The organism is Paraburkholderia sp. (genome assembly GCF_047605525.1).
Taxonomy (GTDB): Bacteria; Pseudomonadota; Gammaproteobacteria; order Burkholderiales; family Burkholderiaceae; genus Paraburkholderia.
In genome coordinates this window covers 148,916-173,994 of the sequence record NZ_JASGFN010000001.1, presented here as the reverse complement: position 1 = coordinate 173,994, position 25,079 = coordinate 148,916, and the positions used below count along the sequence as shown (strand labels likewise).

At 63.8% G+C, this 25,079-nt stretch carries 24 protein-coding genes; 11 read left to right on the top strand and 13 right to left on the bottom strand.

Going from position 1 to position 25,079, the window contains the following annotated elements:
- Window positions 1-26 precede the first annotated feature (26 nt).
- The 5 genes from gspK to gspG form a co-directional block, all read right to left on the bottom strand.
- Window positions 27-1,175 carry a type II secretion system minor pseudopilin GspK gene (gspK, locus tag QM685_RS00835; protein WP_415111952.1) on the bottom strand — a complete coding sequence of 383 codons (1,149 nt, stop codon included), beginning with the start codon at window positions 1,173-1,175 and terminating at the stop codon, window positions 27-29.
- Window position 1,176: 1 nt separating this feature from the next.
- Window positions 1,177-1,851 carry a type II secretion system protein J gene (locus QM685_RS00830; RefSeq protein ID WP_415111951.1) on the bottom strand — a complete coding sequence of 225 codons (675 nt, stop codon included), beginning with the start codon at window positions 1,849-1,851 and terminating at the stop codon, window positions 1,177-1,179.
- On the bottom strand, window positions 1,829-2,182 hold the full coding sequence (gene gspI, locus QM685_RS00825) for a type II secretion system minor pseudopilin GspI (RefSeq protein ID WP_415112302.1): 354 nt from the start codon (window positions 2,180-2,182) through the stop codon (window positions 1,829-1,831). The genes QM685_RS00830 and gspI overlap by 23 nt, the downstream gene beginning before the upstream one ends.
- Before the next feature lie 91 nt (window positions 2,183-2,273).
- Complete coding sequence (locus tag QM685_RS00820; RefSeq protein ID WP_415111950.1) at window positions 2,274-2,846, bottom strand: GspH/FimT family pseudopilin; 573 nt, start codon at window positions 2,844-2,846, stop codon at window positions 2,274-2,276.
- Window positions 2,847-2,993: 147 nt separating this feature from the next.
- Window positions 2,994-3,458: a type II secretion system major pseudopilin GspG gene (gene gspG, locus QM685_RS00815; protein ID WP_415111949.1), complete on the bottom strand. Its 465-nt coding sequence runs from the start codon at window positions 3,456-3,458 to the stop codon at window positions 2,994-2,996.
- Between the two features lie 136 nt (window positions 3,459-3,594).
- On the opposite strand from gspG, the gene QM685_RS00810 reads away from it, so the two are divergent.
- Complete coding sequence (locus QM685_RS00810; RefSeq protein ID WP_415111948.1) at window positions 3,595-4,008, top strand: type II secretion system protein N; 414 nt, start codon at window positions 3,595-3,597, stop codon at window positions 4,006-4,008.
- Window positions 4,009-4,076: 68 nt separating this feature from the next.
- On the opposite strand, the gene gspF is transcribed toward QM685_RS00810, so the two are convergent.
- From gspF to gspD, 3 genes are read right to left on the bottom strand one after another with little or no spacing between them, the layout of a single operon-like run.
- Entirely contained in the window at window positions 4,077-5,294 is a 1,218-nt protein-coding gene (gspF, locus tag QM685_RS00805; protein ID WP_415111947.1) for a type II secretion system inner membrane protein GspF, read from the bottom strand.
- A gap of 4 nt (window positions 5,295-5,298) precedes the next feature.
- Complete coding sequence (gene gspE, locus QM685_RS00800) at window positions 5,299-6,774, bottom strand: type II secretion system ATPase GspE (RefSeq protein WP_415112300.1); 1,476 nt, start codon at window positions 6,772-6,774, stop codon at window positions 5,299-5,301.
- A 50-nt stretch (window positions 6,775-6,824) separates the two neighbouring features.
- Entirely contained in the window at window positions 6,825-9,257 is a 2,433-nt protein-coding gene (gspD, locus tag QM685_RS00795) for a type II secretion system secretin GspD (protein WP_415111946.1), read from the bottom strand.
- A gap of 501 nt (window positions 9,258-9,758) precedes the next feature.
- Between gspD and QM685_RS00790 the strand changes: the two genes are divergently transcribed.
- Together QM685_RS00790 and QM685_RS00785 are read left to right on the top strand one after the other, a co-directional pair.
- Window positions 9,759-10,202 (top strand): lytic transglycosylase domain-containing protein, encoded by a 444-nt coding sequence (locus QM685_RS00790; protein ID WP_415111945.1) that lies wholly within the window; start codon window positions 9,759-9,761, stop codon window positions 10,200-10,202.
- A gap of 258 nt (window positions 10,203-10,460) precedes the next feature.
- The gene (locus QM685_RS00785) at window positions 10,461-11,801 is read left to right on the top strand and encodes a GTP-binding protein (RefSeq protein WP_415111944.1); all 1,341 of its coding nucleotides are present in this window, start codon (window positions 10,461-10,463) and stop codon (window positions 11,799-11,801) included.
- 100 nt (window positions 11,802-11,901) lie between these two features.
- Here QM685_RS00785 and QM685_RS00780 read toward each other — a convergent pair whose 3' ends face one another.
- The gene (locus tag QM685_RS00780) at window positions 11,902-12,180 is read right to left on the bottom strand and encodes an HU family DNA-binding protein (protein WP_075303500.1); all 279 of its coding nucleotides are present in this window, start codon (window positions 12,178-12,180) and stop codon (window positions 11,902-11,904) included.
- 424 nt (window positions 12,181-12,604) lie between these two features.
- Here QM685_RS00780 and mnmC point away from each other — a divergent pair, with 424 nt between their 5' ends.
- On the top strand, window positions 12,605-14,581 hold the full coding sequence (mnmC, locus tag QM685_RS00775) for a bifunctional tRNA (5-methylaminomethyl-2-thiouridine)(34)-methyltransferase MnmD/FAD-dependent 5-carboxymethylaminomethyl-2-thiouridine(34) oxidoreductase MnmC (RefSeq protein ID WP_415111943.1): 1,977 nt from the start codon (window positions 12,605-12,607) through the stop codon (window positions 14,579-14,581).
- Between the two features lie 434 nt (window positions 14,582-15,015).
- On the opposite strand, the gene QM685_RS00770 is transcribed toward mnmC, so the two are convergent.
- Window positions 15,016-15,378, bottom strand: a complete 363-nt coding sequence (locus QM685_RS00770; RefSeq protein ID WP_415111942.1) for a hypothetical protein — start codon at window positions 15,376-15,378, stop codon at window positions 15,016-15,018.
- Between the two features lie 75 nt (window positions 15,379-15,453).
- On the opposite strand from QM685_RS00770, the gene QM685_RS00765 reads away from it, so the two are divergent.
- The 6 genes from QM685_RS00765 (at window position 15,454) to QM685_RS00740 (ending at window position 21,825) form a co-directional block, all read left to right on the top strand.
- Window positions 15,454-16,659, top strand: coding sequence for a cation:proton antiporter (locus QM685_RS00765; protein ID WP_415111941.1), 1,206 nt, complete (start codon window positions 15,454-15,456; stop codon window positions 16,657-16,659).
- A 30-nt stretch (window positions 16,660-16,689) separates the two neighbouring features.
- A complete protein-coding gene (locus QM685_RS00760) occupies window positions 16,690-17,805 on the top strand; it encodes a YbdK family carboxylate-amine ligase (RefSeq protein ID WP_415111940.1) in 1,116 nt (371 codons plus the stop codon).
- Window positions 17,806-18,390: 585 nt separating this feature from the next.
- Window positions 18,391-19,029 carry a MarR family winged helix-turn-helix transcriptional regulator gene (locus QM685_RS00755; protein WP_415112298.1) on the top strand — a complete coding sequence of 213 codons (639 nt, stop codon included), beginning with the start codon at window positions 18,391-18,393 and terminating at the stop codon, window positions 19,027-19,029.
- A gap of 127 nt (window positions 19,030-19,156) precedes the next feature.
- Window positions 19,157-19,870: a glutamine amidotransferase gene (locus QM685_RS00750; RefSeq protein WP_415111939.1), complete on the top strand. Its 714-nt coding sequence runs from the start codon at window positions 19,157-19,159 to the stop codon at window positions 19,868-19,870.
- An 81-nt stretch (window positions 19,871-19,951) separates the two neighbouring features.
- Window positions 19,952-21,064: an NADH:flavin oxidoreductase/NADH oxidase gene (locus QM685_RS00745; protein WP_415111938.1), complete on the top strand. Its 1,113-nt coding sequence runs from the start codon at window positions 19,952-19,954 to the stop codon at window positions 21,062-21,064.
- Between the two features lie 218 nt (window positions 21,065-21,282).
- Entirely contained in the window at window positions 21,283-21,825 is a 543-nt protein-coding gene (locus QM685_RS00740; RefSeq protein WP_415111937.1) for an SET domain-containing protein, read from the top strand.
- Window positions 21,826-21,867: 42 nt separating this feature from the next.
- Here the strand turns inward: QM685_RS00740 and QM685_RS00735 are convergent, their stop codons facing one another.
- Window positions 21,868-23,376 carry a sensor histidine kinase gene (locus QM685_RS00735; RefSeq protein WP_415111936.1) on the bottom strand — a complete coding sequence of 503 codons (1,509 nt, stop codon included), beginning with the start codon at window positions 23,374-23,376 and terminating at the stop codon, window positions 21,868-21,870.
- Window positions 23,377-23,552: 176 nt separating this feature from the next.
- Window positions 23,553-24,239, bottom strand: coding sequence for a response regulator transcription factor (locus QM685_RS00730; RefSeq protein ID WP_013090980.1), 687 nt, complete (start codon window positions 24,237-24,239; stop codon window positions 23,553-23,555).
- 160 nt (window positions 24,240-24,399) lie between these two features.
- On the opposite strand from QM685_RS00730, the gene QM685_RS00725 reads away from it, so the two are divergent.
- On the top strand, window positions 24,400-24,624 hold the full coding sequence (locus tag QM685_RS00725; RefSeq protein WP_233832945.1) for a DUF3717 domain-containing protein: 225 nt from the start codon (window positions 24,400-24,402) through the stop codon (window positions 24,622-24,624).
- A 105-nt stretch (window positions 24,625-24,729) separates the two neighbouring features.
- Here QM685_RS00725 and QM685_RS00720 read toward each other — a convergent pair whose 3' ends face one another.
- A complete protein-coding gene (locus QM685_RS00720; RefSeq protein WP_415111935.1) occupies window positions 24,730-25,020 on the bottom strand; it encodes a 4a-hydroxytetrahydrobiopterin dehydratase in 291 nt (96 codons plus the stop codon).
- Window positions 25,021-25,079: the final 59 nt, after the last annotated feature.

Sequence of the window (25,079 nt, the reverse complement as noted above, 5' to 3'; positions counted from 1 at the left end):
GCCACTCTCTCTGTGAATTGCGTTATTCATAGTTGGTCTTGTACTCGCACGATACGCGTAGTGTGAGTCAGCGGATCGCGATAGACGAGCGTCGTGCGATCCACTTCGGCGCGCTCGTGCTGCACGCTGCCGTGGACCAGGAAGTAGCTCGAATTGACGTCCAGCTCGTTCGGATCGATCGACACCGTTTGCACGCCCGCGGCGGTCAGCGCGAGCTGCACATCGCCGACGTTGCGGAAAAACACGGTCTGCCGGCGCGCGACCAGTGCCTGCGCCTGCGACACGCTCATACCCGGCACGACGGCGGCGATCACCTCGGCCGACGCGGTGTTCATATTGATCGCGGTGGTGGTCGGCAGCACGGTGACGAACGGGCGCAGCCGCGCGACGATCTCCGGTGTGTAGCCGGGAATGTCGAGCAGCGAATCGACGCCCGTCATCAGCAGCGGCGCAACCCGCTGGTTGTCGTCGCCGTCTTCCATGCCGGGCTGGTTCGTGAAGCTGCCGCCCGTCGTGCCGCCGCCGCCGACCGGCGTCGCACTGCTCGTCGAGCTGCTGGTCGCCGTGCCGGTCTGAAAGCGCGTCGCCGAATGCGACAGGGCCGCGCGCATCTGCAGCGCGGTCACTTTGGCGAGCTGGCCGCTCAGGCCGAGCGACACGAGCAGGCGCTGATAGGCGGCGGTCTGTTCCGCGCTCAACTGCATCACGCCGGGCGCGGGGGTCGCGACGAGATCGCGCAGATTGAATTTGGCCTGCGCATCCTCGATCGAGCCGGACAGATACGTCGCCGCGCCTTGCTCGGCGCGTACCTCGCCGATCTGGCCAAGAAAATCCGACAGGCGCGTTTTCGCGATCGGCACGCCCCACAGGCCGCCCAGATAGGTGATGCCCGCCGACGTATCGCCTTCTGAGCGCAGGATCAGCCGTGTCCAGTCGAGCGCGCCGCGCGCGACCCATTGCGCCTGCGAAAGCAGCCGCTGATTCTCGATGCGGCGAATCTGCACCTGCTGGCGCCACAGCATGCCGGAGACGAGGATCGCGGACAGCGCGACGACGAGCAGCGCGCTGATGATGGCCGCGCCGCGCTGACGCACGCGGGTGCGTCGCGCGCGTTCAGCACGTTCAGCACGCGCACCCGGGGCAACTCTTCGCGGCAACGACGAGGAGAACGTCATCTCATTCTCCGACCAGAAAAACACGCTTGATGGGCCGCGCGAGCGACGTCGCGCCGACACTCACCTCGAGCCCCGTCACCGAGCGCGGCATCGGCGCATTGCCGAGCTGCGGCACCTTCAGATTGTTGATGGCCTCCATGATCGCGGTCTGCACGTCGTTCATCTGCGTGGTCCAGCCGAGCTTCGGCACGTACATGCGCGCCGAAATCGCGCCGACGCCGCTCATCAGCGGCACCGCGCTCCAGCCTTCGACGCTGCCGCGCAGCGCGCGCTGCAATTCGCCGACATTGCCGAGCGGCGGCGACGCGTAGCGCACCACGCGCCCATTCGAAATCTGATAGCGCACCACCTGCAGACGCGGCGCCGTGCCCGGCAGCACCATATGCCGCACGATCTGCAGCGTGTTGCCGGAGACGGAAATCGCCGCCTCGCCGCCGGCTTCGTCGTCGCTGGCGGCCTGGCGCGCGTCGATGCGCATCTGGTCGAACAACTGCGCGAACACGCGCTCGTCTTCCATCGCGTTCGTGATCGTCGTGCGGCCGCGGATGATCTGATCGAGCCCGCGCCAGGACAGCACCGCGATCACCGCCAGGATCGCGATCGCGACCAGCAGTTCGATCAGCGTGAAGCCGCGCGCGCCGAAGCGGCGGCGTTCAGAGCGAGCGGTTGTTTTCATTCGCGACCACCGTGACCATCTGGGCGAGATTGCCGGAGCGCCCAGGCATCGTCACCATCACTTCGACACGGCGAAACACCGGATTCGGCGTCGCCGTCACATGCTCGGTACAGAGCAGTTGCAGATTGCCTTGCGAGCAATCGAAACTCGTTTCGCCGACGTTCGGCCATGCATGCGTCAGATGCAATTGCGCGAGCGCGTTGTCCGCGCTCCAGCCGGCCAGCAGGCGCCGGTGCAGATCGGCCTCGCCGCTCGCGAGATTGCCGACCGCGCGGATCGACGCGGCGAGCGCGACCGCGATGATCGCGAGCGCGACCAGCACCTCGATCATCGTGAAGCCGTGCTGAGACCGGCGCGCGATGCCGCGTATCAGGAAGAGGGAAGGGGCGCGGTCGATGCCGCCGCGACGACGCGTTCGCATCTCAGCGCACCTCGTAGCGGCCGTTGCCGGTGCTGACGATCTTCACCTGTCCCGACGCCGAAAAGAGCGTGACCTGCACCGGTACGTCGATCGCCTCGGTGCCGAACACGATCCGATCGGCTTGCGAATCCGAACCGGGGTAGCTGATCGCGACACCGGTCACACCGCCTTCCCACTGACGCGGGCCGAGCAGATCGTCGCGCAGAGGACGCCAACCGTCCTGGGTGCGCTGATCGAAACGGAAGCCGCCTTCGAACGGCTGCCACGCGATCGGCCGCGCGCGCACCTGCGCTTCGTCGCCGGCGGATTCGAACAGCAGCGCGAGGCGCTGCGCTTCCTCGTTCAGATCGGTGCGCGGATTGCGCGTCATCGTTACGGCTGTCAGCGACACGAGCAGGCCCGCGATCACGAGCACGACCATCATTTCGAGCAGCGTGAAGCCGGCCGCGCGGCGGCGGCTCCAGGCCGCACGCCGCGCTTCATGCGCGCCGGCGCACGCCGTGCGCGGCTGCGAAGCCGTACACGGAGTGTCCACACGGGACTTGCAAGCGGACATGCGCATAGTGCCGGCCATCGACGATCAACGGAAAATCAAACAGCAATGCATCGGTAAAGCACGCGCGCTTCGCCGCGCCGCGTGGCCGACAGCCAGGCGGGGAGCGCGGGGAACGAAGCGATCGCGGGCGGGAACATCATATGGCTTTCGGGTAGTCGACGCGGGCTATTGCCAGGACCCGACGTCGGCGTCGTTGCCTTCGCCGCCCGGTTTGCCGTCGGCGCCATAGCTGAACACGTCGATCTCGCCGTGCACGCCCGGGTTCAGGTACTGGTACGGATTGCCCCACGGATCGTTCGGCAGACGCTCGAGATAACCGCCGTCCTTCCAGTTGTTCGGCACCGGGTCGGTGCCCGGCTTTTCGATCAGCGCGCGCAAGCCCTGCTCCTGGGTCGGATAGCGGCCGTTGTCGAGACGATAGAGCTTCAACGCCTGCATCACGGTGCCGATGTCCTGCTTGGCGGCGACGCGCCGCGCTTCGTCCGGACGGCTCATGATCTTCGGCACGATCAGCGCGGCAAGAATGCCGAGAATCGCGATCACGACCATGATTTCGATCAGCGTGAAACCGCGCTGGCGACGGCTGCGCGAAGCCGCGTTGTCCGCGCGGCGAATGGTCGATAGTTGCATAGCTTGCTTACCTCTTTTCAGGTGAAAGTGTTCGACCCTGGCCGTGCTCGAACACGCCGGGCCGATCATTTTAATGTCATGCAGTTGAAGGGTTTCAACCCACCGCAATTTTCACAATAGTCCGTACAATGTGCGCATGAACGCCATCCAAATCCGCCTCCTGTCGCTTGCGCTGTTCGCCGTGTTCTGCGCGACGCTGACCTACTGGGTCATCACGCTCACCACGATGTCCGGCGCGCCGTTGCCGGCCGCCGCCGCGCATCCGCCGATCTCGACCGAGCAGGCCGCGACGCTGTTCGGCGGCCAGCTCACGCGCAACGTCAATCAGGACATCCATCTGTTCGGCATCCTGGCGTTGCGCGAAGGCGCCGCGGCAATCGTCAGCGTCGGCGGCGAGCCGCCGCACGCGGTGTCGCTCGGCAGCACGCTGATGCAAGGCACGAAACTCTCCGAAGTCCGCGCCCGCTCGATCATCATCGACCGCAACGGCGCGCACTCCGAAATCTTCCTGCCCCCCAACGCGGGCGGTCCCACCATCTACGTGCGCTGAGGCGGACCGCGCCGGGCGTTCGCTTTTTCGCCTTCAGAGACTTCGCTTCACGAACCTCTTGCTCGCGCTTACTGCACGAGGTTGTTCAACTCGATGATCGGCAGCATCACCGCGAGCACGATCACGAGCACCACGCCCCCCATCGCCAGAATCAGCAGCGGCTCGAGCAGGCTCGTCAGGAACATCGTGCGGCGTTCGAGTTCGCGTGCTTCGCCATCGGCCGCGCGATCGAGCATCGTCGTCACGTCGCCGGTCGCTTCGCCCGAACGGATCAGGTGCACGAGCACCGGCGGAAAAGTCTTCGTGTTGCCGAGCGCGCGCGACAGCGACGTGCCTTCGCGCACGCGCACGATCGCATCGTCGATGTTCTCGCGCATCGCGTTGTTGCTGAGCGTTTCGGCGGCGGCCTGCAGCGCGCGCAGAATCGGCACGCCCGCGGCCGTCAGAATGCCGAGCGTGCTCGCGAAACGCACGGTGTTGTAGCCGCGCACGAGCTTGCCGATCAGCGGCGCGGTCAGCAGCCAGCGGTCGAACGCGAGGCGCGGGCCCGGCTGCTTCAGCGTCGAGCGCACCAGATATACGAGCACGACGACGCCGATCAGCATCGCCCACCACCAGTGCCGCACGAAGCCGGACAGCGCCATCATCACGATGGTCAGAAACGGCAGTTGCTGCTTCGTGCTCGCGAACACGTTGACGACCTGCGGCACCACGTAGCTCAGCAGGAACGTGACGATGCCGAACGCGATGATCGTAACGATCGTCGGATACGTGAACGCAAGGACGATCTTCTGCTTCAGCGCATTGCGCTGCTCGATGTAGTCGGCGAGCCGCGACAGCACGAGACCGAGCTTGCCGGTATGTTCGCCGGCCGCGACGAGCGCCCGGTAAATCTCGGGGAAATCCTTCGGATGCTGCTGCAGCGCATTGGCGAGCGAGTGACCGCCGAGCACTTCGGCGCGAATCGCCGCCATCAGTTCGCGGATGTAGTCGCGCTCCGACTGTTCGGTGAGCACCGCCAGCGCTTCGTCGAGCGGCAGGCCCGCGATCAGCAGACTCGCGAGTTGCCGCGTCAGAATCGCCTGCTCGCGCTGCGACAGACGGCGCCCGAACGCAAGGCGCTGATTGCGCTCGCCACGCGTGCGCGCGGCCGCCGGTTCGACGACGAGCGGCGTCAAGCCCTGCGAACGCAGATTCGTGCGCGCGCCGCGCGCGCTGTCCGCGTCGAGCACGCCTTTTTGCGCCTTGCCCGCCGCGTCGATCGCCTCGAAACGAAATGCCGGCATGTGCTTATGCTCCGCCCGTCACGCGAATCACTTCCTCGAGCGAGGTCAGCCCCGATTCCAGCCAGCGCTCCGAATCCTCGCGCAGCGTGCGCATACCCTCCGCGCGGCCCGCTTCGAGAATTTCCGCATCCGCCGCGTTGCGGTGGATCAGCGTGCGAATCGTTTCGTCGATCAGCAGCAGTTCATAGACGCCGCGCCGTCCCGCGTAACCGGAATGGCCACAGCGGTCGCAGCCGACCGGATGCCAGCGCTTGCTGCCGTCCTCTTCGGTGCGCTCTTCGCGGCACACCGGGCACAGGCGCCGCACGAGCCGCTGCGCGAGCACGCCGAGCAGCGTCGACGCGAGCAGGTACGGCTCGACGCCCATGTCGGTCAGACGCGTGACGGCGGAGGCCGCATCGTTCGTGTGCAGCGTCGCGAGCACGAGGTGACCGGTCAGCGATGCCTGCACCGCGATCTGCGCGGTTTCGAGATCGCGGATTTCGCCGATCATGATGACGTCCGGATCCTGACGCAGAATCGAGCGCAACGCGCGCGCAAAGCTCATGCCGATCCGCTCGTTGACCTGGGTCTGGCCGATGCCGGACAGGTCGTATTCGATCGGATCCTCGACCGTCATGATGTTCGTCGTCGCCGTTTCGAGCCGCGACATCGACGCATAGAGCGTGGTGGTCTTGCCGGAGCCGGTCGGCCCGGTCACGAGCACGATGCCGTGCGGTTTGCTGATCAGCTTGTCGAACTGGCCGAGCGTGTCGGACGCCATGCCGAGCGCTTCGAGGTTCAGGCGCGACGCGTCTTTTTCGAGCAGACGCAGCACCGCGCGCTCGCCGTGGCCGGTCGGCAGCGTCGACACCCGCACGTCGACCGGACGGCCGCCGACGCGCAGCGTGATGCGGCCGTCCTGCGGCAAACGTTTTTCCGCGATGTCGAGCTGCGCCATGATCTTGATCCGCGAGATCAGCGCGCCGTGCAGCGCTTTTTTCGGCCGCACGACGTCGCGCAGCGTACCGTCGACGCGAAACCGCACCACCGACGCATTTTCGAACGGCTCGATATGAATATCCGATGCCTGCTCGCGCGCCGCCTGCGTGAGCAGCGCGTTGATCATGCGGATGATCGGCGCGTCGTCTTCCGATTCGAGCAGATCCTCGACCTCGGGAATGTCCTGCATCAGGCGCGACAGATCGACTTCGCCTTCCACCTCGCCGACCACCTGCGCGGCGCTGCCGTCCTGGCGCGCGTATGCGTGGTTGATCGCCTGCGCGAGTTCGTCGGCGGGCACGCGCACGACCGCCACGGTGCCGTAATTGCGCGCGACTTCCGCGAGCGCAGCTTCGCTCGTGCGTTCGCTGATCCAGACTTCGAGACTATCGGCGTGCTGATGCGCGACCAGGATCTGGCCGCTGCGCGCAAAACCGTACGGCACCAACCGGGCGGCGAGCGGCGAGGGCGCCGCGCGCTCGCCGGCCGCGGCGCCCACTTCGGCGCCCTGCGTGCGTGGCGATTGCGATGTTTGCGCGGACGTCTGCGTCACGGATGCGCTCCCGGCGAAACGGTGCTCGGCACGACGTTGTCGGCGGGCGTGACGGTGAGCGGTTCCGGCGCCGTCTGTGGCGGGACCTGCTGGGCCGGTTGCACGGATTGCGGCATGGCTTGCTGGGCGGGTTGCACAGTTTGCGGCACGGCCTGCTGGGGTACTTGCTGGGGTACTTGCTGGGGTACCTGTTGAGGAACCTGTTGCGGTGCTTGCTGCGGCGCCATCTGCTGACGGCGCATCTGGTTCAGGTCGAACAGGTTCAGCGCCGGCACCCCGCCCTGGCTCGGGCCGAGCGGCATCGGCGGCACGACCGGATCGTCACGGTCCCGCATGATGTTGTTGTCCTGACGGTACGCGCCCTGCACACCCTGGATGTAGTCGTAGCGGTTCGCCGTGACGGCCTGCGTGGTGTCGCGATCGGCGAGGATGACCGGGCGCAGGAACACCATCAGGTTAGTCTTGTCGCGCGTCTTCTGTTCGGAACGGAACAGCTGGCCGAGCCAGGGGATGTCGCCGAGCAGCGGCACCTTGCTGTTGCTGACCTGGTAGTTGTCCTGCATCAGGCCGCCGAGCACGATGATTTCGCCGTTATCGCACAGCACGGTCGACTGGATCGAACGCTTCGTGAATTCCGGCCCCGCAGGGTTCGTCGACGCGTTGTTCGTGCCGTTCACGATCGCCGAATCTTCCGTGTAGAGCTGCAGCTTCAGGATGCCGCCGTCGGTGATCTGCGGCTTCACGTGCAGCGTCAGACCGATGTCGACGCGGTCGAACGTGTTGAATGCCGCGCTCGTCGTGCCGCTCGTCAGGTTCGAGTACGAACCGGTCTGGATCGGCACGTTGGTACCGACGATGATCTTCGCTTCTTCGTTATCGAGCGTAATCAGGTTAGGCGTGGACAGCACGTTCGCGTCCGCCGTCTGCGACAGCGCCTGCAGCAATGCGCCGAGGCCCTGCACGCCGAAAATGTTGTGGATCCAGCCGACGTTCAAGCCCTGTTGCAGGCCCGAGTTGCCCAGCGCCGTCGCGAGACCGCCGGTCGTGCCGGCCGCGGCCGCCGCGGCCGTCAGGTTGATGATGCTGTTGCCCGTGCCGGCCGCCAGGTTGGTACCGGCGAACAGGTTGCCGTTCGCGACCTGCCATTGAATGCCGAGGTTACCGCTCGTGTTCGAGTTCAGCTCGACGATCAGCGCCTCGATATACACCTGCGCGCGACGCGCATCGAGCTGGTCGATCACCGCGCGCAAGTTGCGGTACGTTGCTTCGGGCGCGGTGATGATGAGCGAGTTGGTCGCGGGATCGGCCGTGATCATGCCGCCGCCCTGGTCCTCGCCGCCCTTGTCCTTGTCGCCGCCGAGGAAGCCGCCGTTGTTGCCGTTCGAGCCGGAAGCGCCGCCGCTCATCGGCGAGGACATCGAGCTGCTGCTGAGGCCGCCCGACGGCAATGGCGGCGTACCGGACGTACCCGTCGAATTGCTGCCCGACAGACCGCCGCCACCGCCGCTGCCATTCTGGTTGAACGAATTCGCTTCGTTCGAACTGGCCGACGAGCCGCTTTCGCCGCCGCCCTTGCCGAGCATGCTGCGCAGCGTGCGCGCTAGCTTCGTCGCGTCCGCGTTGCGCAGCGGCACGACATGGATGTTGCCGGGCATCGTGGTCGGCGTGTCGAGCTGCTTCGCGAGTTCCTTCGCGGCGGCAAGGCGCGCGGCGTTCGAGGCGCGGATCAACAGCGAGTTGGTGCGCGGATCGGACGAGATGGAGACCTTCAGCGTCGCGTCGGTGCTGCCGATCGAGCCCGGGTCGAGCATCTTGTTCATCTGCTGCGCAATATCGATCGCGTTCGCATTCTTGAGCGGCACGACCGCGACCGACTGGCCCGCCGCGCTGTCGATGCCCGCGATGATCTGCGCGATGCGCCGCACGTTGTCGGCGTAATCGGTCACGACGATCGTATTGTTGGCAGGGTAGGCCGCGACGGTATTGTTCGGAGAAATCAGCGGGCGCAGCACCGGCAGCAGGTTGTTGGCCGATTCGTTCCTCAGCGTGAAGACCTGCGTGACCACCTGGTCGCCGCGCGCGGTCGGCGCATTACCGACGTAGGTCGGCACGCCTTGCAGCTTGGCGTCGGCCTCGGGCACGACCTTCAGCACGCCGTGGTCCTGTACCAGTGCGAAGCCCTGCATGCGCAGAGCGGACTGCAAAGTCTTGAGGGCCTGGTCCTCGGGAACACTATTTTCGGAGACGAGGTTCAGTTGTCCCTTCACCCGCGGATCGACGATGATCGTCTTGCCGGTTGCAGCGCCGATCGCCTTGGCGACCTGATCGATGTCGGCGTTCACGAAATTCAGTGTCACCTCTGCCTGTGCTGTCTGCGCGGTGATCAGGCCAGCCACCAGCAGCGCCGTTGCCACGCGACGCAAAGCCATACAATTTCTTCTCATGGAATGTGATATCGATGTCGGCAGCCGCTGCTGCCGACGGTCATGCGACGTGGACCCGGCGGCAAGCCACCGCCCAGTCGGGCTGCCAGCCTGTCTCAGAAGCGAATTTCGCTTCGAGCGCCAGCACTCCCAGCGTCCGAAAAGCACGAACAGTAACAGTTTTTCATGTCTGATTTGAAACAAAACAAACGACCGCGCGCGATTTCTGTTGAAAAACCGCGCTGATGTCATTCAATTGAAAGCCAACCAGCATGGGGCGCGAACAGCAGCATCCGGATTTGTGCTGGCTTATGTCGGTTAGCCAACTTGGACGCAGATCGGACTGCCGGTATGATACGAGCCGTTCGTCCTGCTGTTATGAGTTTGCCGACGCGGGTTTTCCCCGATGCGCGACAAATCCCCAGCCAGCAGGCCCTTGCGGCCGGAATGCGGCTGGCAAAATGCCTTACCGATCCTTACTTCGAGATTCTTCAGTCCTATTGATCGATGAAACGTCAGTTCGTCACCGCCGCCGCCCTGGCGCTGCTCGCAGCAGCCGGATCCGCGCGCGCCGACTGTTTCGATGAGGCGGCTAAATATCAGAAGGTTAACCCATTGATCCTGCGAGCCATTGCCTGGCAGGAATCGCACAACCGGCCGGATGCGCAGCACAAGAACGCAAACGGCTCGACCGATTACGGCGTGATGCAGATCAACTCGGTCCATCTGCCCGTGCTCGCGCAATACGGAATCTCGCAAGGTACGCTGATGGAGCCGTGCAAGAACGTCTATATCGCCGCGTGGCATCTGCGCCGGCAAATGAATAAATATGGCAATACGTGGCAGGCGGTCGGCGCATATCACTCGGAAACGCCGACGCTGCGCGACAAGTACGCGCAGCAGATCGCCGCGATCCTGCGTAGCTGGAAACTGATGCCGCCCGCGCGCTAACGCGCGGCAGTTTTTCCGTCTCCTTCCTTCCGCTTTTCGCTCTGCTATTCCTTTCTCTCCCGCTGTTTTTTCCGTCGGCCGATTTCAGACGCCGCGTTGCTGCCTGACATGCTCGCGCGGCGCGCGTCCGTTTTGATGCACAATGCGGCTTCATACTGCCGCTAAGGCTCTTGCGGGTTTTCACGACGCAATGGCCGCATCGTTTGATGCAGTCCGAGCCCGGCACGCCTTCCAATCTTCCTGTTTTTCCGTATCGCGATGAACCAGCCGCTATTGCCCGTCACCGTGCTCTCCGGTTTTCTGGGCGCCGGCAAGACCACGCTCCTGAACCATATCCTCGCGAATCGCGCCGGGTTGCGCGTCGCGGTGATCGTCAACGATCTCGCCGCCGTCAATATCGATTCGACGCTGGTGCGCAATGCCGCCGCGCTGTCGCATGTCGACGAGCAGCTCGTCGAGCTGTCGAACGGCTGCATCTGCTGCACGTTGCGCGACGATCTGCTGAACGAGGTCCGCCGCCTCGCGGATGAAAAGCGCTTCGATGCGCTGCTGATCGAATCGACCGGCGTCGCCGAGCCGATGCCGATCGCCGAAACTTTCGCTTTCGTCGACGACGACGGTGCATCGCTCTCCGACGTTGCGCGGCTCGACACGATGGTTACGGTCGTCGACGCGTTCAACTTCCTGCGGGACTACGGCTCGGCCGATGCGCTCGCCGAACGCGGCATCGCGGCTACAGAAGAAGACGATCGCACGATCGTCGAGCTGCTGATCGAGCAGATCGAATTCTGTGACGTGCTTGTCGTGAATAAAGCCGATCTCGTCAGCGCGGACGAACTCGCGCGCCTGCGGCACATCCTCGCGCGAATCAACCCGCGCGCGGTGCAGGTCGTGAGCCGTTTCGGCAACGTGCCGCTCGACCAGGTGCTCAACACCGGCCATTTCGATTTCGATGAGGCGTCGGGCGCGCCGGGTTGGCTCGCGTCGCTCGAACACGAGCATGAAGATGAGCACGGCCACCAGCACCACAGCGAAGCGGACGAATACGGGATCGGCCATTTCGTTTACCGCGCGCGCCGACCGTTTCATCCGCAGCGGCTATGGGAGCTGTTGCATCAGGAATGGCAGGGCGTGCTGCGCAGCAAGGGCTTCTTCTGGCTCGCGACGCGCAACGACATTGCCGGCTCGCTATCGCAGGCGGGCGGTGCCTGCCGGCATGGTCCGGCGGGTATGTGGTGGGCCGCGCAGGACCGCGGCGAATGGCCGGAAGGCGATGACGAGCTCGCCGCCGAAATCGCCGCCGACTGGTACGGCGATCCGGACGACATGCGCATCGGCGATCGTCGCCAGGAACTCGTGCTGATCGGTGTCGATATCGATCCCGCGCTGTGGCGCGCGAAATTCGACGCGTGCCTCGTCACCGACGACGAATACGCGCTCGGCCCGCAAGGCTGGCAGCAGTTCGCCGATCCATTCCCTACGTGGGACTTCGACGAAGACGATCATGATCACGACCACGATCATCACGACCACGAGCACGGCGATGACTGCGAGCATTGCGGGCATGGTCATGGCGAGATCGTGCATCGTCGCGACTAGGCGAAGCGCTCTTTAATTCGCCACACCGTACAGACGAAAAAAAACCCGCCGTTGGCATTGGCGGGTTTCTCGCTGCGTCAACTGCCTGGCAGGCGTCTGCTTAGCGCTTGTTGACTGAGTCTTTGAACGCCTTGCCTGCCGTGAACTTGACGGTCTTGGCTGCCGGGATCTTGATAGTTTCGCCGGTCTTCGGATTGCGACCCGTACGCGCTGCGCGCTTACCCGAACCAAAACTACCGAAGCCGATCAACTGGACCGCTTCACCCTTCGACACAGCCTTCTTGATCACTTCAAGCAACGTGTCCAGCGTTTCGCCGGTTTGAGCCTTGCTGGCGCCCGTCTGTCCTGCGACAGCGTCGATCAGTTCCTGTTTGTTCATTAAGGTTCCTTTCTGAGTTTAGGTTGATACGAACAGCGCGAACGCGCCGATTATACGTGCGCGTACCGCGCCGTCGAGCAGCTGCGGCCCTGATCCCGGGGATCTGTCGCGCCGCACAGATAACAGTACGGCGGCCGTGCTGCCGCACCCTTCGCGGCGCTTGCTATGATAGCGCAGCGCAAACCCAATCAGGATAAGGGTTTCGAAGAATTGCACGGTTCTCGGGCCGTTATTGCAAGGAAATCGAAATTTTCGCGCTCCAGGACCCCCATTTGAGGCCTGAAACCCAGTACCGACGGGGCCTGACGTTGGTTTTTACCAACGCAGCAAGCACCCGTAGCTGTCTTTTCCGGCGTTTCGCGAGCCGCGAGCGCTGACGTCAACGACCCGAAACCGCTCTTTCGAGCGTCCTTTTTCGCCGCGCATGACCGATCCGCTGATCCCCGCCGTCCTCGCTTTTCGCGATAACGGCAGCCCGTTTTCGCCGCTCTACGACGATATCTATCACAGTGCCGTCGGCGCGCTCGAGCAGGCCCACTACGTTTTTCTGCGCGGCAATGCGCTACCCGAACGATGGCAGGGCCGCCGCGCGTTTACCGTGCTCGAGACCGGCTTCGGCATGGGCATCAACTTTCTCGTGACGTGGGCCGCGTGGCGCGCGGATCCATCGCGTTGCGAGCGGCTGCATTTCGTCTCGACCGAAAAGCATCCGTTTAGCGCCGCTGATTTGCGCCGCGTCCATGCGATGACACTCTCCGATCCGCTGATCGCGCAACTCGCCGACACGCTCGCGAACGCATGTCCGATGCTCGTGCCCGGCACGCACCGGCTCGAATTCGAAGACGGCCGCGTCGTGCTCACGCTGATCCTCGGCGATGCGACCGAGACCCTGCCCGCATTGCGGCTGCGCGCCGACGCGTTCTATCTGGACGGCTTCTCACCGGCGAAAAATCCCGAGCTATGGAGCCCGGCGATTTTCAAGGCGCTCGCGCGTGTCGCGGACGAGGACGCGACGTTCGCCACCTACAGCAGTGCCGGCGACGTCAAGCGCGCGTTGACGCAATGCGGCTTCGAGTATCGCAAGGTCGACGGCTTCGGCTGGAAGCGGGCGATGCTGGTCGGCCGTTTCGCGCCGCGCTGGCGCGTGCGTCGCTACGAACCCCCCACGCCGTTCGCGCACGAAGAACGGCACGCGGTCGTGATCGGCGCGGGGCTCGCCGGTTGCGCGGTCATCGAACGGCTCGCGGCGCGGGGCTGGCGCGTGACCTCGCTCGAACGGCATGCATCGGTCGCGCAGAATGCGTCGGGCAATCCGGCCGGCGTATTCCACCCGATGATTTCCCGCGACGACAGTGTCGCGTCGCGCGTCACGCGTGCGGGCTTCCTGTATGCGCTCGATCGCTGGGACGCGCTCGAACGGGCCGGTCATCGACTTGCGCGCGGCGCAGCAGGTTTGCTGCAGATCGCCGCGGACGACGACGAAGCGCGCGCGATCGGCGACGCGATCGCCACGTTCCGCTATCCATCCGGCTACGTGACACCAGTCTGTGCCGCCGAAGCCGGCACGCTCGCCGGCACGCCGCTCGCACGCGGCGGCTGGTTCTTTCCGCGCGGCGGCTGGATCGATCCGGCGTCGCTCTGCGCGGCGCAGTTCGCCGCGGCGGGTGATGGGCTCGAACGGCGTTTCGGTGTCGACGTCGCGCGGCTCGAACGTTCCGGCGATCAATGGACCGTCTTCGATATCGCCGGCAACGCGGTCGCGCGCGCCCCGGTCGTGATCGTCGCGGGCGCGCACGAAGCCGCGCGCATCGCGGGGTTGCGCCATGCGCCGACGCGCAGCATTCGCGGCCAGTTGAGCCTGCTGCCGCCCGGCACGGTTGCGCCGCTCGCGCTGCCGGTGATCGGCGAAGGCTACGCGGTGCCGCTCGCGAACGGCGTCACGCTGACAGGCGCCACCTATGAACTCGATGACCCTGACACGTCGCTGCGCGCGGACGGTCATCGGGAAAACATCGAGCGCGTCACGCAGATGTTGCCGGCGTTCTCTCGCACACTCGATACGACGCGGCCGGACGCGCTTGCCGGGTTCGCAGGCCGCGTTGCATTCCGCTGCGTGACGAGCGACCGCATGCCGATGATCGGCCAGTTCGCCGACGAAACCGCGGCCGCCCGCGATGCCGCGCGCCTGCGCGGCGCATGGCCGCTCGATCTGCCTCGCAGCGACGGTCTGTACGGCGCGTTCGCATATGGATCCCGCGGTCTCGTGTGGGCCGCGCTCGGCGCGGAGTTGATCGCATCGCAGATCGAAGGTGAGCCCTGGCCGCTCGAGCGCGATCTCGCCGAGGACATCGACCCCGCACGTTTTCTGCTGCGTGCGTTACGGCAGCGGACGGTCGGTTAACCGCTCACGTTAACCGGCACCCGCGGTTATCCCGGTTATCCACCGCAACCTGTGGACAACCACGCAGTTAACCGGCGCAAGTCGTGTGGAACCGTTGTGGACGTAAACGGGGTAACTCGAGCTCCGCGAAAAACGGCAAAAAGTTGCCCGCGTATACCTGCCGCTCCCGCACATGCTGTGCATCCGGTTATGCGGTCGACAAATGGCTGATTCATTTCGGTAAACCGGAGTTATCCACAGAAACGGAGGCAGCTTGTTAACTGTTACTACGTATACATACGGTAAACCGGTAAACAGCAAAGCCCGGGCTAACGCCAGCTCTCCCGCCCGGCTGAACTCCATCAAAACGTCGTCGGACTCTGCTTATCGAGGTTCGCCAACGCACATGAAAAACACATCCGCCATGCGCAAACTGCGGGGCCGGTTAGCATCGGTTAACGCAACGCAAGGTCGCTTTTTCCGTCGCCATGAAGAAGTTGTACCTTTTTACCGTTTTGCCTGCGACCTGGCGTCTTTTCGGTCTGGACAGAAAAAGCTATGGCACAATCGCCGTTCTTTTTCCGCGTCGTGCCTCCGCGTCTGGCGGCACGTGCAGCAACGGAACGGTGCCGATCAAACAGAATCTGATTCAAAGTCGACGGCGTTCTTTCTCCGTTCCGGTTGCTGTTGCCAGGCCGCATCGGTGAATCTGCCGGCTCTTGCGGTTCTTTACGGCCGCGGCGCATTCCGATCATCCGATCATTGAAACTCGCAACGCTGACTTCGCGAAGCGATTGCGACAGCGAACCTGCCTTCACTGTTCGCTCGTTCGCCGGCGTGCGTGTGCGCCGGTTCGTGTCGTCTGCCGTTGCTGCCAGGGAGAACCCATCACGATGAATTCGGCGTTTTCGTTTTTTCCAGCGTGGCCGCTTTCACCCGACGCCATCTTCTGGGCGGGTCTTGCATTGCTTGCCGCCGGTTTGTGCGGCGAGCTCTGTTATCGCGCGTGGCGTTTGCCGCGTATTTCCGGTTATGCGGTGATCGGCCTCGTAGCCGGCGCGGCCGGCTTCGGCGTCATCGATGCGGATTCCGCGAGCGCCGCGCGGCCGCTGCTCGATGTCGCGCTCGGTCTGCTGCTGTTCGAACTCGGCAGCCGGCTCGATCTGCGCTGGATTCGCCGCAATCCGTGGCTGATCCTGTCGAGCGTCGCCGAAGCGACGCTGACTTTCGTGCTCGTTCTGCCGGTTCTGCTGTTTCTGAACGTGCCGCTGATGGTGGCAACCGTGCTTGCGGCGATCGCGATGGCGACGTCGCCCGCGATGGTGATCCAGTTGAAAACCGAATTGCGCGCCGAAGGCCAGGTCACGCAGCGTCTTCTGACGTTGACCGCGCTCAATAGCATGTACGCGGTGGTGATCGAAAAGCTCGTGTCGAGCTGGTTGCATCAGGAGGTTTACGGCAATGTGTTCGCGACCATCCTGCAGCCGTTGTATCTGCTGGTGGGCTCGCTCGTGCTCGCGTATCTGCTTGCGCGCACCTGCACGTTTTTCTATCGCCGTCTGAACATGCACGACGAGCATTCGTTCGTCGCGCTGTTCGGTCTCGTATTGCTCGCGATCGCCGTCGCGCATCTGTTCAAGCTGTCGACGATTCTCGCGCTGCTCGCCGCCGGCATCATCGTCAAGAACCACGAAGCGCGTCCGCAATTGTGGCCGCAACATTTCGGCACGGCCGGCTGGCTGCTGACCGTGATCCTGTTCGTGTTGACGCTGACCTCGTTCGAATGGAAGCACATTGCGCTCGGCGGTGTCGCGGCATTGGGCCTGATTGTTGCGCGCCTCGTCGCGAAACTGGTCGGCGTGCTCGCGTTCGCCAGGCCGAGCGGTCTGAACTGGAAGCAGGGGGTGGCGCTCGGCCTGTCGTTATCGCCGATGTCAGCGCTCGCCTATCTGCTCGTCGACGATACGTACAACCTGTATCCGAATTTCGATCCGCAACTGCGCGCGATCGTCATGTGTTCGATTTTCGTGCTGCAGATTCTCGGGCCGTGGCTCGTGTATCGCAGTCTCGCGCTCGTCGCCGAACGGCGCGAGGAGTAGTTTCAAAAACGACCTGACTCAGGGGACGCCATGTCACTCGAACCCTTCATCGATTCGAAACCGTTCACGTTCGGTATCGAACTGGAGATGCAGATCGTCAATACGCATGACTATGATCTGACCAAGGCCGGCACGGATCTGCTGCGCCTCATCAAGGACGAAAAAATTCCCGGCAATATCACGCCGGAAATCACCGAAAGCATGATCGAGCTGTCGACCGGCATCTGCACGTCGCACGAGCAGGCCGTCGCCGATCTGCGCAAGATTCGCGACACGCTGGTGTCCGCGGCCGATCATCTGAACGTCGGCCTGTGCGGCGGCGGCACGCATGCTTTCCAGCAATGGAGCGAGCGGCAGATCGTCGATACGCCGCGTTTTCAGTATCTTTCCGAGTTGTACGGCTATCTCGCGAAGCAGTTCACGGTGTTCGGCCAGCACGTGCACATCGGCTGCCCGGATCCGAACAGCGCGCTGTATCTGCTGCATTCGATGTCGCGCTTCATTCCGCACTTCATCGCGTTGTCCGCGTCGTCGCCGTTCGTGCAGGGCGTCGATACCGGTTTTCATTCGGCGCGGCTCAATTCTGTGTTCGCATTTCCGTTGTCGGGCCGCGCGCCGTTCGTGCTTACGTGGGACAGCTTCGAGGAATATTTCTCGAAGATGGTCCACACCGGCGTGGTCAACAGCATGAAGGATTTTTACTGGGACATCCGGCCGAAACCCGGTTTCGGCACGATCGAAGTACGTGTGATGGATACGCCGTTCTCGGTGGACCGCGCCGCGGCGATCGCCTGCTACATCCAGACGCTCGCGCGCCATCTGCTGCTCGACAAACCGATTACGCCGAAAGAAGACGACTATCTCGTCTATACATTCAACCGCTTCGAAGCATGCCGCTTCGGGCTCGGCGGCACCTGCATCAATCCGCAAACGGGCGAGCGCAAGACCATTTCGGAGGATATCCTCGAGACGCTTGAATTGATCGCGCCGCATGCCCAGGCGCTGGGTTCGGTCAACGCGCTTGCCGAAATCGGTGCGATTGCGCGTGGCCAGGTCAACGACGCGACGTGGCTGCGCAGCGTGTTTGCGCAGGAAAAATCCTTGCACGAAGCGGTGCGGCAGCAGTGTCTGCAATGGCGGGCCTAGCCGCGAAGTCCGCGCAAAATCTGTCCGCATCCATCACGTGTGCGTGACGTTGCAACGAAACCCGCCGTGTGCGGGTTTTTTTCGTAATGAAACTTTCAGGAAATTTTGAGCGCGCGGCACTTCTGGTCTTTCCAAACGTTTACGAATATGAGCGCGTATGAGCGTAGTAGTCGTTAACCGGCATTGCCCGAGCCTGTGGACAACTGATAATCCCTTGCAAAGTCAACGCGCTGTGAAAATGATAACGGGTGGATAAAAGCGTGCCGGCGGCCTTGGGCGGGGCATTGGCGGTGAAGGGTTCAGCCTGTTGCGGATAGTCGTCGAAAAACGCTGCACAGGCTATCCCTATGTTTTCCCCCGGTTATCCACAGCTTGCGTTGGGAAAGTTAGCTGTGCGATTTGGCGCTCTCGCATAGAATGTCGTTTTTCGTGGCCTTGTGGCTTGCAAGGCGGCACATTTTTGAGATAGTAGAAGCAACGGTTTCGTCGGCAGTTGGGCGAAGCTACCCCACACACGTAGCGGGCGCGGCCGGCAAGCAGATTGCCGGTATCGCACGAAAGCGGCAAATAAACGAATTGAAGATTATGAGCGAAGGCGTATACGGAGAACAGGCACCCGGGCGAGTGACGCACAGCCTGCTGCGATTGAGCACGGCGATGCGAAGCCAGGCTTGGGAATGGGCGGAAGGCGCGGGCCTCACGCCGACCCAGGGTGAAATTCTGGTGCTGTTGATGCAGCGTAAAGGGCCGATGCGTCTCGGCGAAATTGCCCGCGAAACGGCGCTGACCGCCGCGACCACGAGCGATGCGGTGAGCACGCTCGAAACCAAGGGCCTCGTGGAAAAGCGCCGCGCGCTCGACGACGGCCGTGCGCTCGCTGTCCGTCTGACCGGGCGTGGCCGTACCGCGGCTAAACGCGCCGTGCAGTGGCCGGACTTTCTGAGCAAGGCTGTCGGTACGTTGCGTGAAGACGAACAGGTCGTGTTCTACCGCACGCTGCTCAAAACCATCCATCAACTCGAGGCGCAGAACACGATTCCGGCGCACCGTATGTGCCTGAGCTGCGCATATTTCGAACCGAGCAAGAATCCGAAGAAGACGCCGCATCGCTGCACGCTGCTCGAGCAGAACATGTCGGATACCAATCTGCGTCTCGACTGTTCCGTATACGAAATCGCGGACATGACCACCCAGAAGAGAACCTGGAAAATCTTCGCCCAATAACGGAGCGTTTTCCGGAACAATCCGCTACCATGACCTGCCGGCCGCGGCGGGCGGCACGAACCGCCTGTCAGCCGGCGGGCGCCATACCGCGGCGAGTTGCGAGCTAACCTGAAGGTGGGGCAGGCCGATGAATCACGAAGTACTGGCCATTCGCCATGTGCATTTCGAGGATCTGGGCAGTCTCGAGCTCGTGCTCGGCGAGCGCGGGCGCCCGGTTCGTTATCTCGATGTGGGCGTGGCCCGTATCGAGGCGCCGAATCCGGTCGGCGCGTCGTTGATGGTGGTGCTCGGCGGCCCGATCAGCGCAACTGACGATACGTTTTATCCGACGCTCGTGCCGTTGCTCGCGATGATCGAAAAGCGCATCGCGGCCGGTCTGCCGACACTCGGCATCTGTCTCGGTGCGCAATTGATCGCGCGGGCGCTCGGTGCGCGTGTCTATCCGGCCGCGCAAGCCGAACTCGGCTGGACGCCGCTCACGCTGACCGATGCCGGCCGCGCGTCGCCGCTGCGTCATCTGGATGGCGCGTCTACGTCGATGCTGCATTGGCACGGCGACACCTTCGATCTTCCCACCAACGCCACGCGTCTCGCGTCGACGCCGGCCTGCGAGAACCAGGCGTTCGCGTGGGGCGATCACGTGCTTGGTTTGCAGTGTCACCCCGAGATTCGCACGGATCGCTTCGAGCCGTGGCTGATCGGCAATGCGAGCGAGCTGGCCGGCCGCCGCATCGACGCGTGCCGGTTGCGTGCCGATACCGCGCAATTCGGTCCGACGCTCGAAGCCGCCGCGCGCCGCATGTTCGGCGAATGGCTCGACCAGGTCGACACGAAAAGCTGACTGGGCGTGCTCATGCGGTAAAGCAGTAAACGGCCTACGGTGCTATGCTCGATCGCTCTCGGGTTTTCACTGGGCGAATCCATGAGCGCGCTTTTCTCTCCGCTCACGCTGCGTAGCGTGACGCTTCCCAATCGTATCGTCGTATCCCCGATGTGCCAGTACTCCGCCGAACGTGGCGAGGCTACCGCATGGCACATGATCCACCTCGGCAGCCTCGCGTTGTCCGGCGCGGCCATGCTGTTTATCGAGGCGACCGCGGTCGAGCCGGGCGGCCGCATCACACCGGGCGATCTCGGCTTGTGGGACGATGCGACCGAAGCCGCGCTCGTGCCGGTGTTGGCCGCGATCCGCAAGCATTCGCATATCAAGGTGACGATGCAGTTGGCGCATGCGGGCCGCAAGGCGTCGAGCCATGTGCCGTGGGAAGGCGGTCAACTGATTCCGGTGGCGCAAGGCGGGTGGCTGCCGCATGCGCCGTCGGCGTTGCCGCACAAGGCGGGCGAGGAGCCGCCGCTCGCGCTCGACGTCGGCGGCCTGAACCGGATTCGCGAAGCGTTCGCGGCATCGGCGCGGCGCGCCGCGCGTCTCGGTATCGATGCGCTCGAAGTGCATGCGGCACACGGCTATCTGCTGCATCAGTTCCTGTCGCCGATCGCCAATCAGCGTAACGACGAATATGGCGGTTCGCTCGAAAACCGCATGCGTTTCCCACTCGAGGTCTTCGATATCGTGCGTGCCGCGTTTCCGGCCGACAAACCGGTCGGCGTGCGCGTGTCGGCGACCGACTGGGTCGAAGGCGGCTGGACGCTCGAAGACACGATCGCCTTTGCGCACGAACTGGAAAAGCGCGGCTGTGACTGGATCGACGTGTCGTCGGGCGGGGTGTCGCCGTTGCAGCGCATTCCGCTCGAACCCGGCTATCAGATTCCGTTCGCGAAGGCGGTCAAGCATGCCACCGGTCTCACGACGATCGGCGTCGGGCTCATTACCGATCCGCTGTATGCCGAGCAACTGATCGAAGCGGGCGACGCCGATCTGATCGCGCTGGCCCGCGGCCTGCTGTACAACCCGCGCTGGCCGTGGCACGCGGCGGCGCAGCTCGGCGCCACGGTCGAGGCGCCGCCGCAGTACTGGCGTTCGCAACCGCGCGACCAGAAGGCGCTGTTCGGCGACATTTCGTTCGGTCAACGATGACGTGTGCCGCACGTTGAGCGAACGCGTTTTGTGACGGTTGAACGAAGCCGTCTCCAGCGTGTAGGATGCCGGTTGTGGCGCGTTGCGCGTCGCAAATCGACGGACGCGGCGCTCGCAGGGCGCCGCGTTTGCTATTCGCGTCAGAAAAAGCAGCGCGCAAGATGCGCGTCTGACGGTTGTTCAACTTCATCTCCCCGTTATTCACAAGGATTCATTCAATGAATTCACGCAGGATCGCCGTGCGCCGTTCGGGTGTACACGGCAAAGGCGTGTTTGCACTCGAACCGATTGCGGCCGGCGAGCGGCTGATCGAATACAAGGGCGAGCGGATCTCCTGGAAAGAAGCGTTGCGCCGTCATCCGCACAATCCGGCTGAACCGAATCACACGTTCTACTTTGCGCTGGACAGCGGCAAGGTGATCGACGGCAAGGTGAACGGCAATAGCGCGCGCTGGATCAACCATTCGTGCGCGCCGAACTGCGAAGCCGAGGAAATCGACGGTCACGTGTACATTCACGCGGTGCGCGATATCGCGGAAGGCGAGGAAGTCTTTTATGACTATGGCCTCGTGATCGACGCGCGTCAGACGAAGAAACTGAAGAAGGAATACGAGTGCCGTTGCGGCGCACGCAAGTGCCGCGGCACGATGCTGGCGCTGCCGGAGAAGGGCAAGGGCGGCGGCAAGTCCGATAAATCGGGCAAGGCCGGCAAATCCACGGATAAGCCGGGCAAGTCGGCGAAGAAATCGAAGAAGAAATGAGGGATGGGCCCGTCAAGTCTTCATAGCGCTACAACAGGAGCGCTATAAATCCACCGGCGCCGAGTGCGCCGGTTTTTTTGCCGGTCGCCGTGCGTCGGAATCGGTGGGAACGCCGCCAGCCGCGTTGACCGGCAGCAACGGAATTCGCACGATAAATCGTGCGCCGCCGTCCGGCGCGTCCTCGTAGTGCACGCTGCCGTGATGCAGCACCATGATGTCGTGGACGATCGCGAGGCCGAGACCCGCGCCGCTGTCCACACCGGCTTCGCTCTGTCCGTCGCCGCGGAAAAACCGCTTGAACAGGTCCGCCTGCTGCGGATACGGCACGCCGGGCCCATTGTCCTCGACGACGATCTCCGCCATGCGCACGTCGTCGATCAGCGTCTGCGAAACCGTCACGGTGATGCGGCCGCCGTCCATGCGCGACGGCGGCACATACTTGAGCGCGTTATCGAGCAGATTCGCGATCACCTCGTGCAGCAGCACCGGATTGCCGCGCGCCATCAGCGGCTGATCGTTCGACGGATCGTCGAGGCGCTGGAAGCCGAGGTCGACCCGCACGGCGAGCGCGCGCGGCACCCATTCGGCGCCGGTGTCGAACGCGAGCGCGGCCATATCGACGGTAACGAAGCGTGCCGCCTGTTCGCCCGGCTCCGCGCGCGCGAGCGACAGCAACTGATTCGACAGCCGCACCGCGCGGTCGGCGGCGGCGCGCAGCTCGCGCACCGCGGCGAGCGTCTGCTGCGGGTCGCGCGCGACAACCGCCTGCTCGGCGTGCAGCTTCACCGCGGTGAGCGGCGTGCGCAACTGATGCGCGGCGTCGGCGATGAATTTGCGCTGCGCCTCGAGGGCGGCCTTCAACCGGTCGAGCAACGCGTTCAGCGCGCCGGTGAGCGGACGGATTTCGACCGGCACGAAGGTCTCGTCGACCGGTTCGAGCGACGTGTGCGTTTGCCGGTTCAGCGAATCCGCGAGCGCGGTCAGCGGATTGAGCTGCTGGTTGACGACGCGCCATACGATCACCCAGCCGGCCAGCAGCAGCAACAGCAGCGGCATCATGATCGCGACCAGAAACTCGGCGGCGATGCGGAACCGGTGATGCACGGGCTGACCCACCTCGACGACGATCGGATTGCCGGTCGGCTGATCGACCCGCACCTGAGCGACGCGTACCGTCACGCCCTCGTGCTGCGTCTCGAATACATACGCGTAGTGCATGCGGCGCACGTTGGTGCCTTGCAGCGGCAGATTGTTGTCGCCGGCGATTTCCCGGTCGCCGGTGCTGATCCGGTAGACCAGATGCTCGACCGGATCGGAGAACATCGCCTGCGCGAGCGGCGGCACCGTGATCGGCGCTTCCGGTCCGGCAATCTGGATCTGTTTGGAGATCGCGGTGGCGAGGTCGGCGAGCGAGCGGTCGACCACGTGCTGCGTGTACTGCCACGCAAGCCAGTAAGCGATCAGGCCGCTCATCAGCGCGAGCAGCGAAAGGGGAGCAGCGAGGCGCCGCAGCAGCGTGCGGCGCAGACTATTGGCGGCCGGCTGGGGCATGATCGTACGCTCGGGACGGGGGCAACCGCGATGGCAGCCGCTGTAACAACGGTGCGTCGCGCTCTGAAATAGTCCAGATGCCGGCCGATCGCGCACCGTGCGTCATGGACGCACCGGGTACGCGGCGCCGGACCGGCGCCGTCGGGCCGCGACGCGATGCGCGGCCTTCACGGCGATTACGCGGCCTGGCGGATTTCCTGCAACAGGTAGCCGAAGCCACGCACGGTGACGATTTCGACACGGCAGTTCTCGAGTTTCTTACGTACCCGGTGCACGTAGACTTCGATCGCGGTATCGCCGAGATCGCCGCCGAAGTGCGTGAGGTGATCCTGGAGCTGCGCCTTGCTGACTACGCGGCCGTGACGCAGCAGCAGCATTTCGAGCACCGCGAATTCACGCGGCGACAGCTCGAGCGGCTTGTCGTCGTTGAAGATGCGGCGATCGACGCCCGACAGCCGCACACCGCCCAACGACACTTCGGGGCGCGGCATGTCGCCGTGCGGACCGCTGCGGCGCATCACCGCGCGAATGCGCGCTTCGAGTTCGGCGGGTTCGAACGGCTTCAGCATGTAGTCGTCGGCGCCGGAATTGAGACCCTGCACGCGGTCGTTCAGCTCGTCGCGCGCGGTCAGGATGATTACCGGCGTGTGGCGGTTGCTCTGGCGGAAGCGCGAGAGCAGCGTCATGCCGTCGATGCCCGGCAGACCCAGGTCGAGAATCACCAGCTCGTGACGGTTTTGCGTGAGGGCCTGTTCGGCAAAAATGCCGTCGTGGACCATATCGACGGTGAAGCCGGCTTGTTCGAGACTGCTTTGGATGCCGCGTGCGATGGGGCGGTCATCTTCGATCAGAAGGAGTCGCATGGAATTCGCTCAAGTACAATGGGTTAGGCGTTTGGGCAAGCGGTTCGCCGGGGCGCCTGCTGCACAGGTAGCGTGCGGCGTGGCCGTGCCGGATTGGCGGTAACGGGCCACGAAGCAGCCATCGAGCCGTCCTGAAGCGCCTTCGAGCCATCACGAAGTCATGTCCGAGATCAGCATTCACGAACTGGAAGCCGCGATCAACTTCTGGCGCGCCCGCTCACCTTCGAGCGGCGACGAACTCGTTCTGTGCAAGGAGGCAAGCGCGCTCTCCAAGCCGTATGCGCTGCTGATTGTACAGCGTCAGCAGTCGCTATCACCGGATCGTTTAGACCCTCTCGCAAAGCAGGCGTGGGAGTCTTACGTTCGACTTAATACTAGCCTGTAGAACTGAAGGTTTGCAGGGGGAATTGCCTGCATTGCCCTTTCATTCTGGCCCGATTGCGCGCAGTCCGGCATATAAATACGCGTACAACGCCGCGAATTTTTTGTATTACACGGCAATACTGTCGATAAACGATGCGAGTTCGATGTCGCGCTCGGTTACGCCGTTCGCTTCGTGCGTGGACAGCGTGATGTCCACCTTGTTGTAGACGTTGAACCACTCGGGGTGGTGATCCATTTCCTGTGCCTTGATCGCCACGCGCGTCATGAAGCCGAAAGCCTCGTTGAAATCGGCGAACTTGAAGGTCCGCTGGATCGCGTCGCGGTTCGCGACCGCTTGCCAGCCCTCGAGCTTCGCCAGTTGCTGGGTACGTTCCCCGGAAGTCAGTTTCTGAATCATCGCATCACCTCACAGGTCGAACGCGCGCGCCGGCGGGCGTGCGCATCCGTCATTTTTTC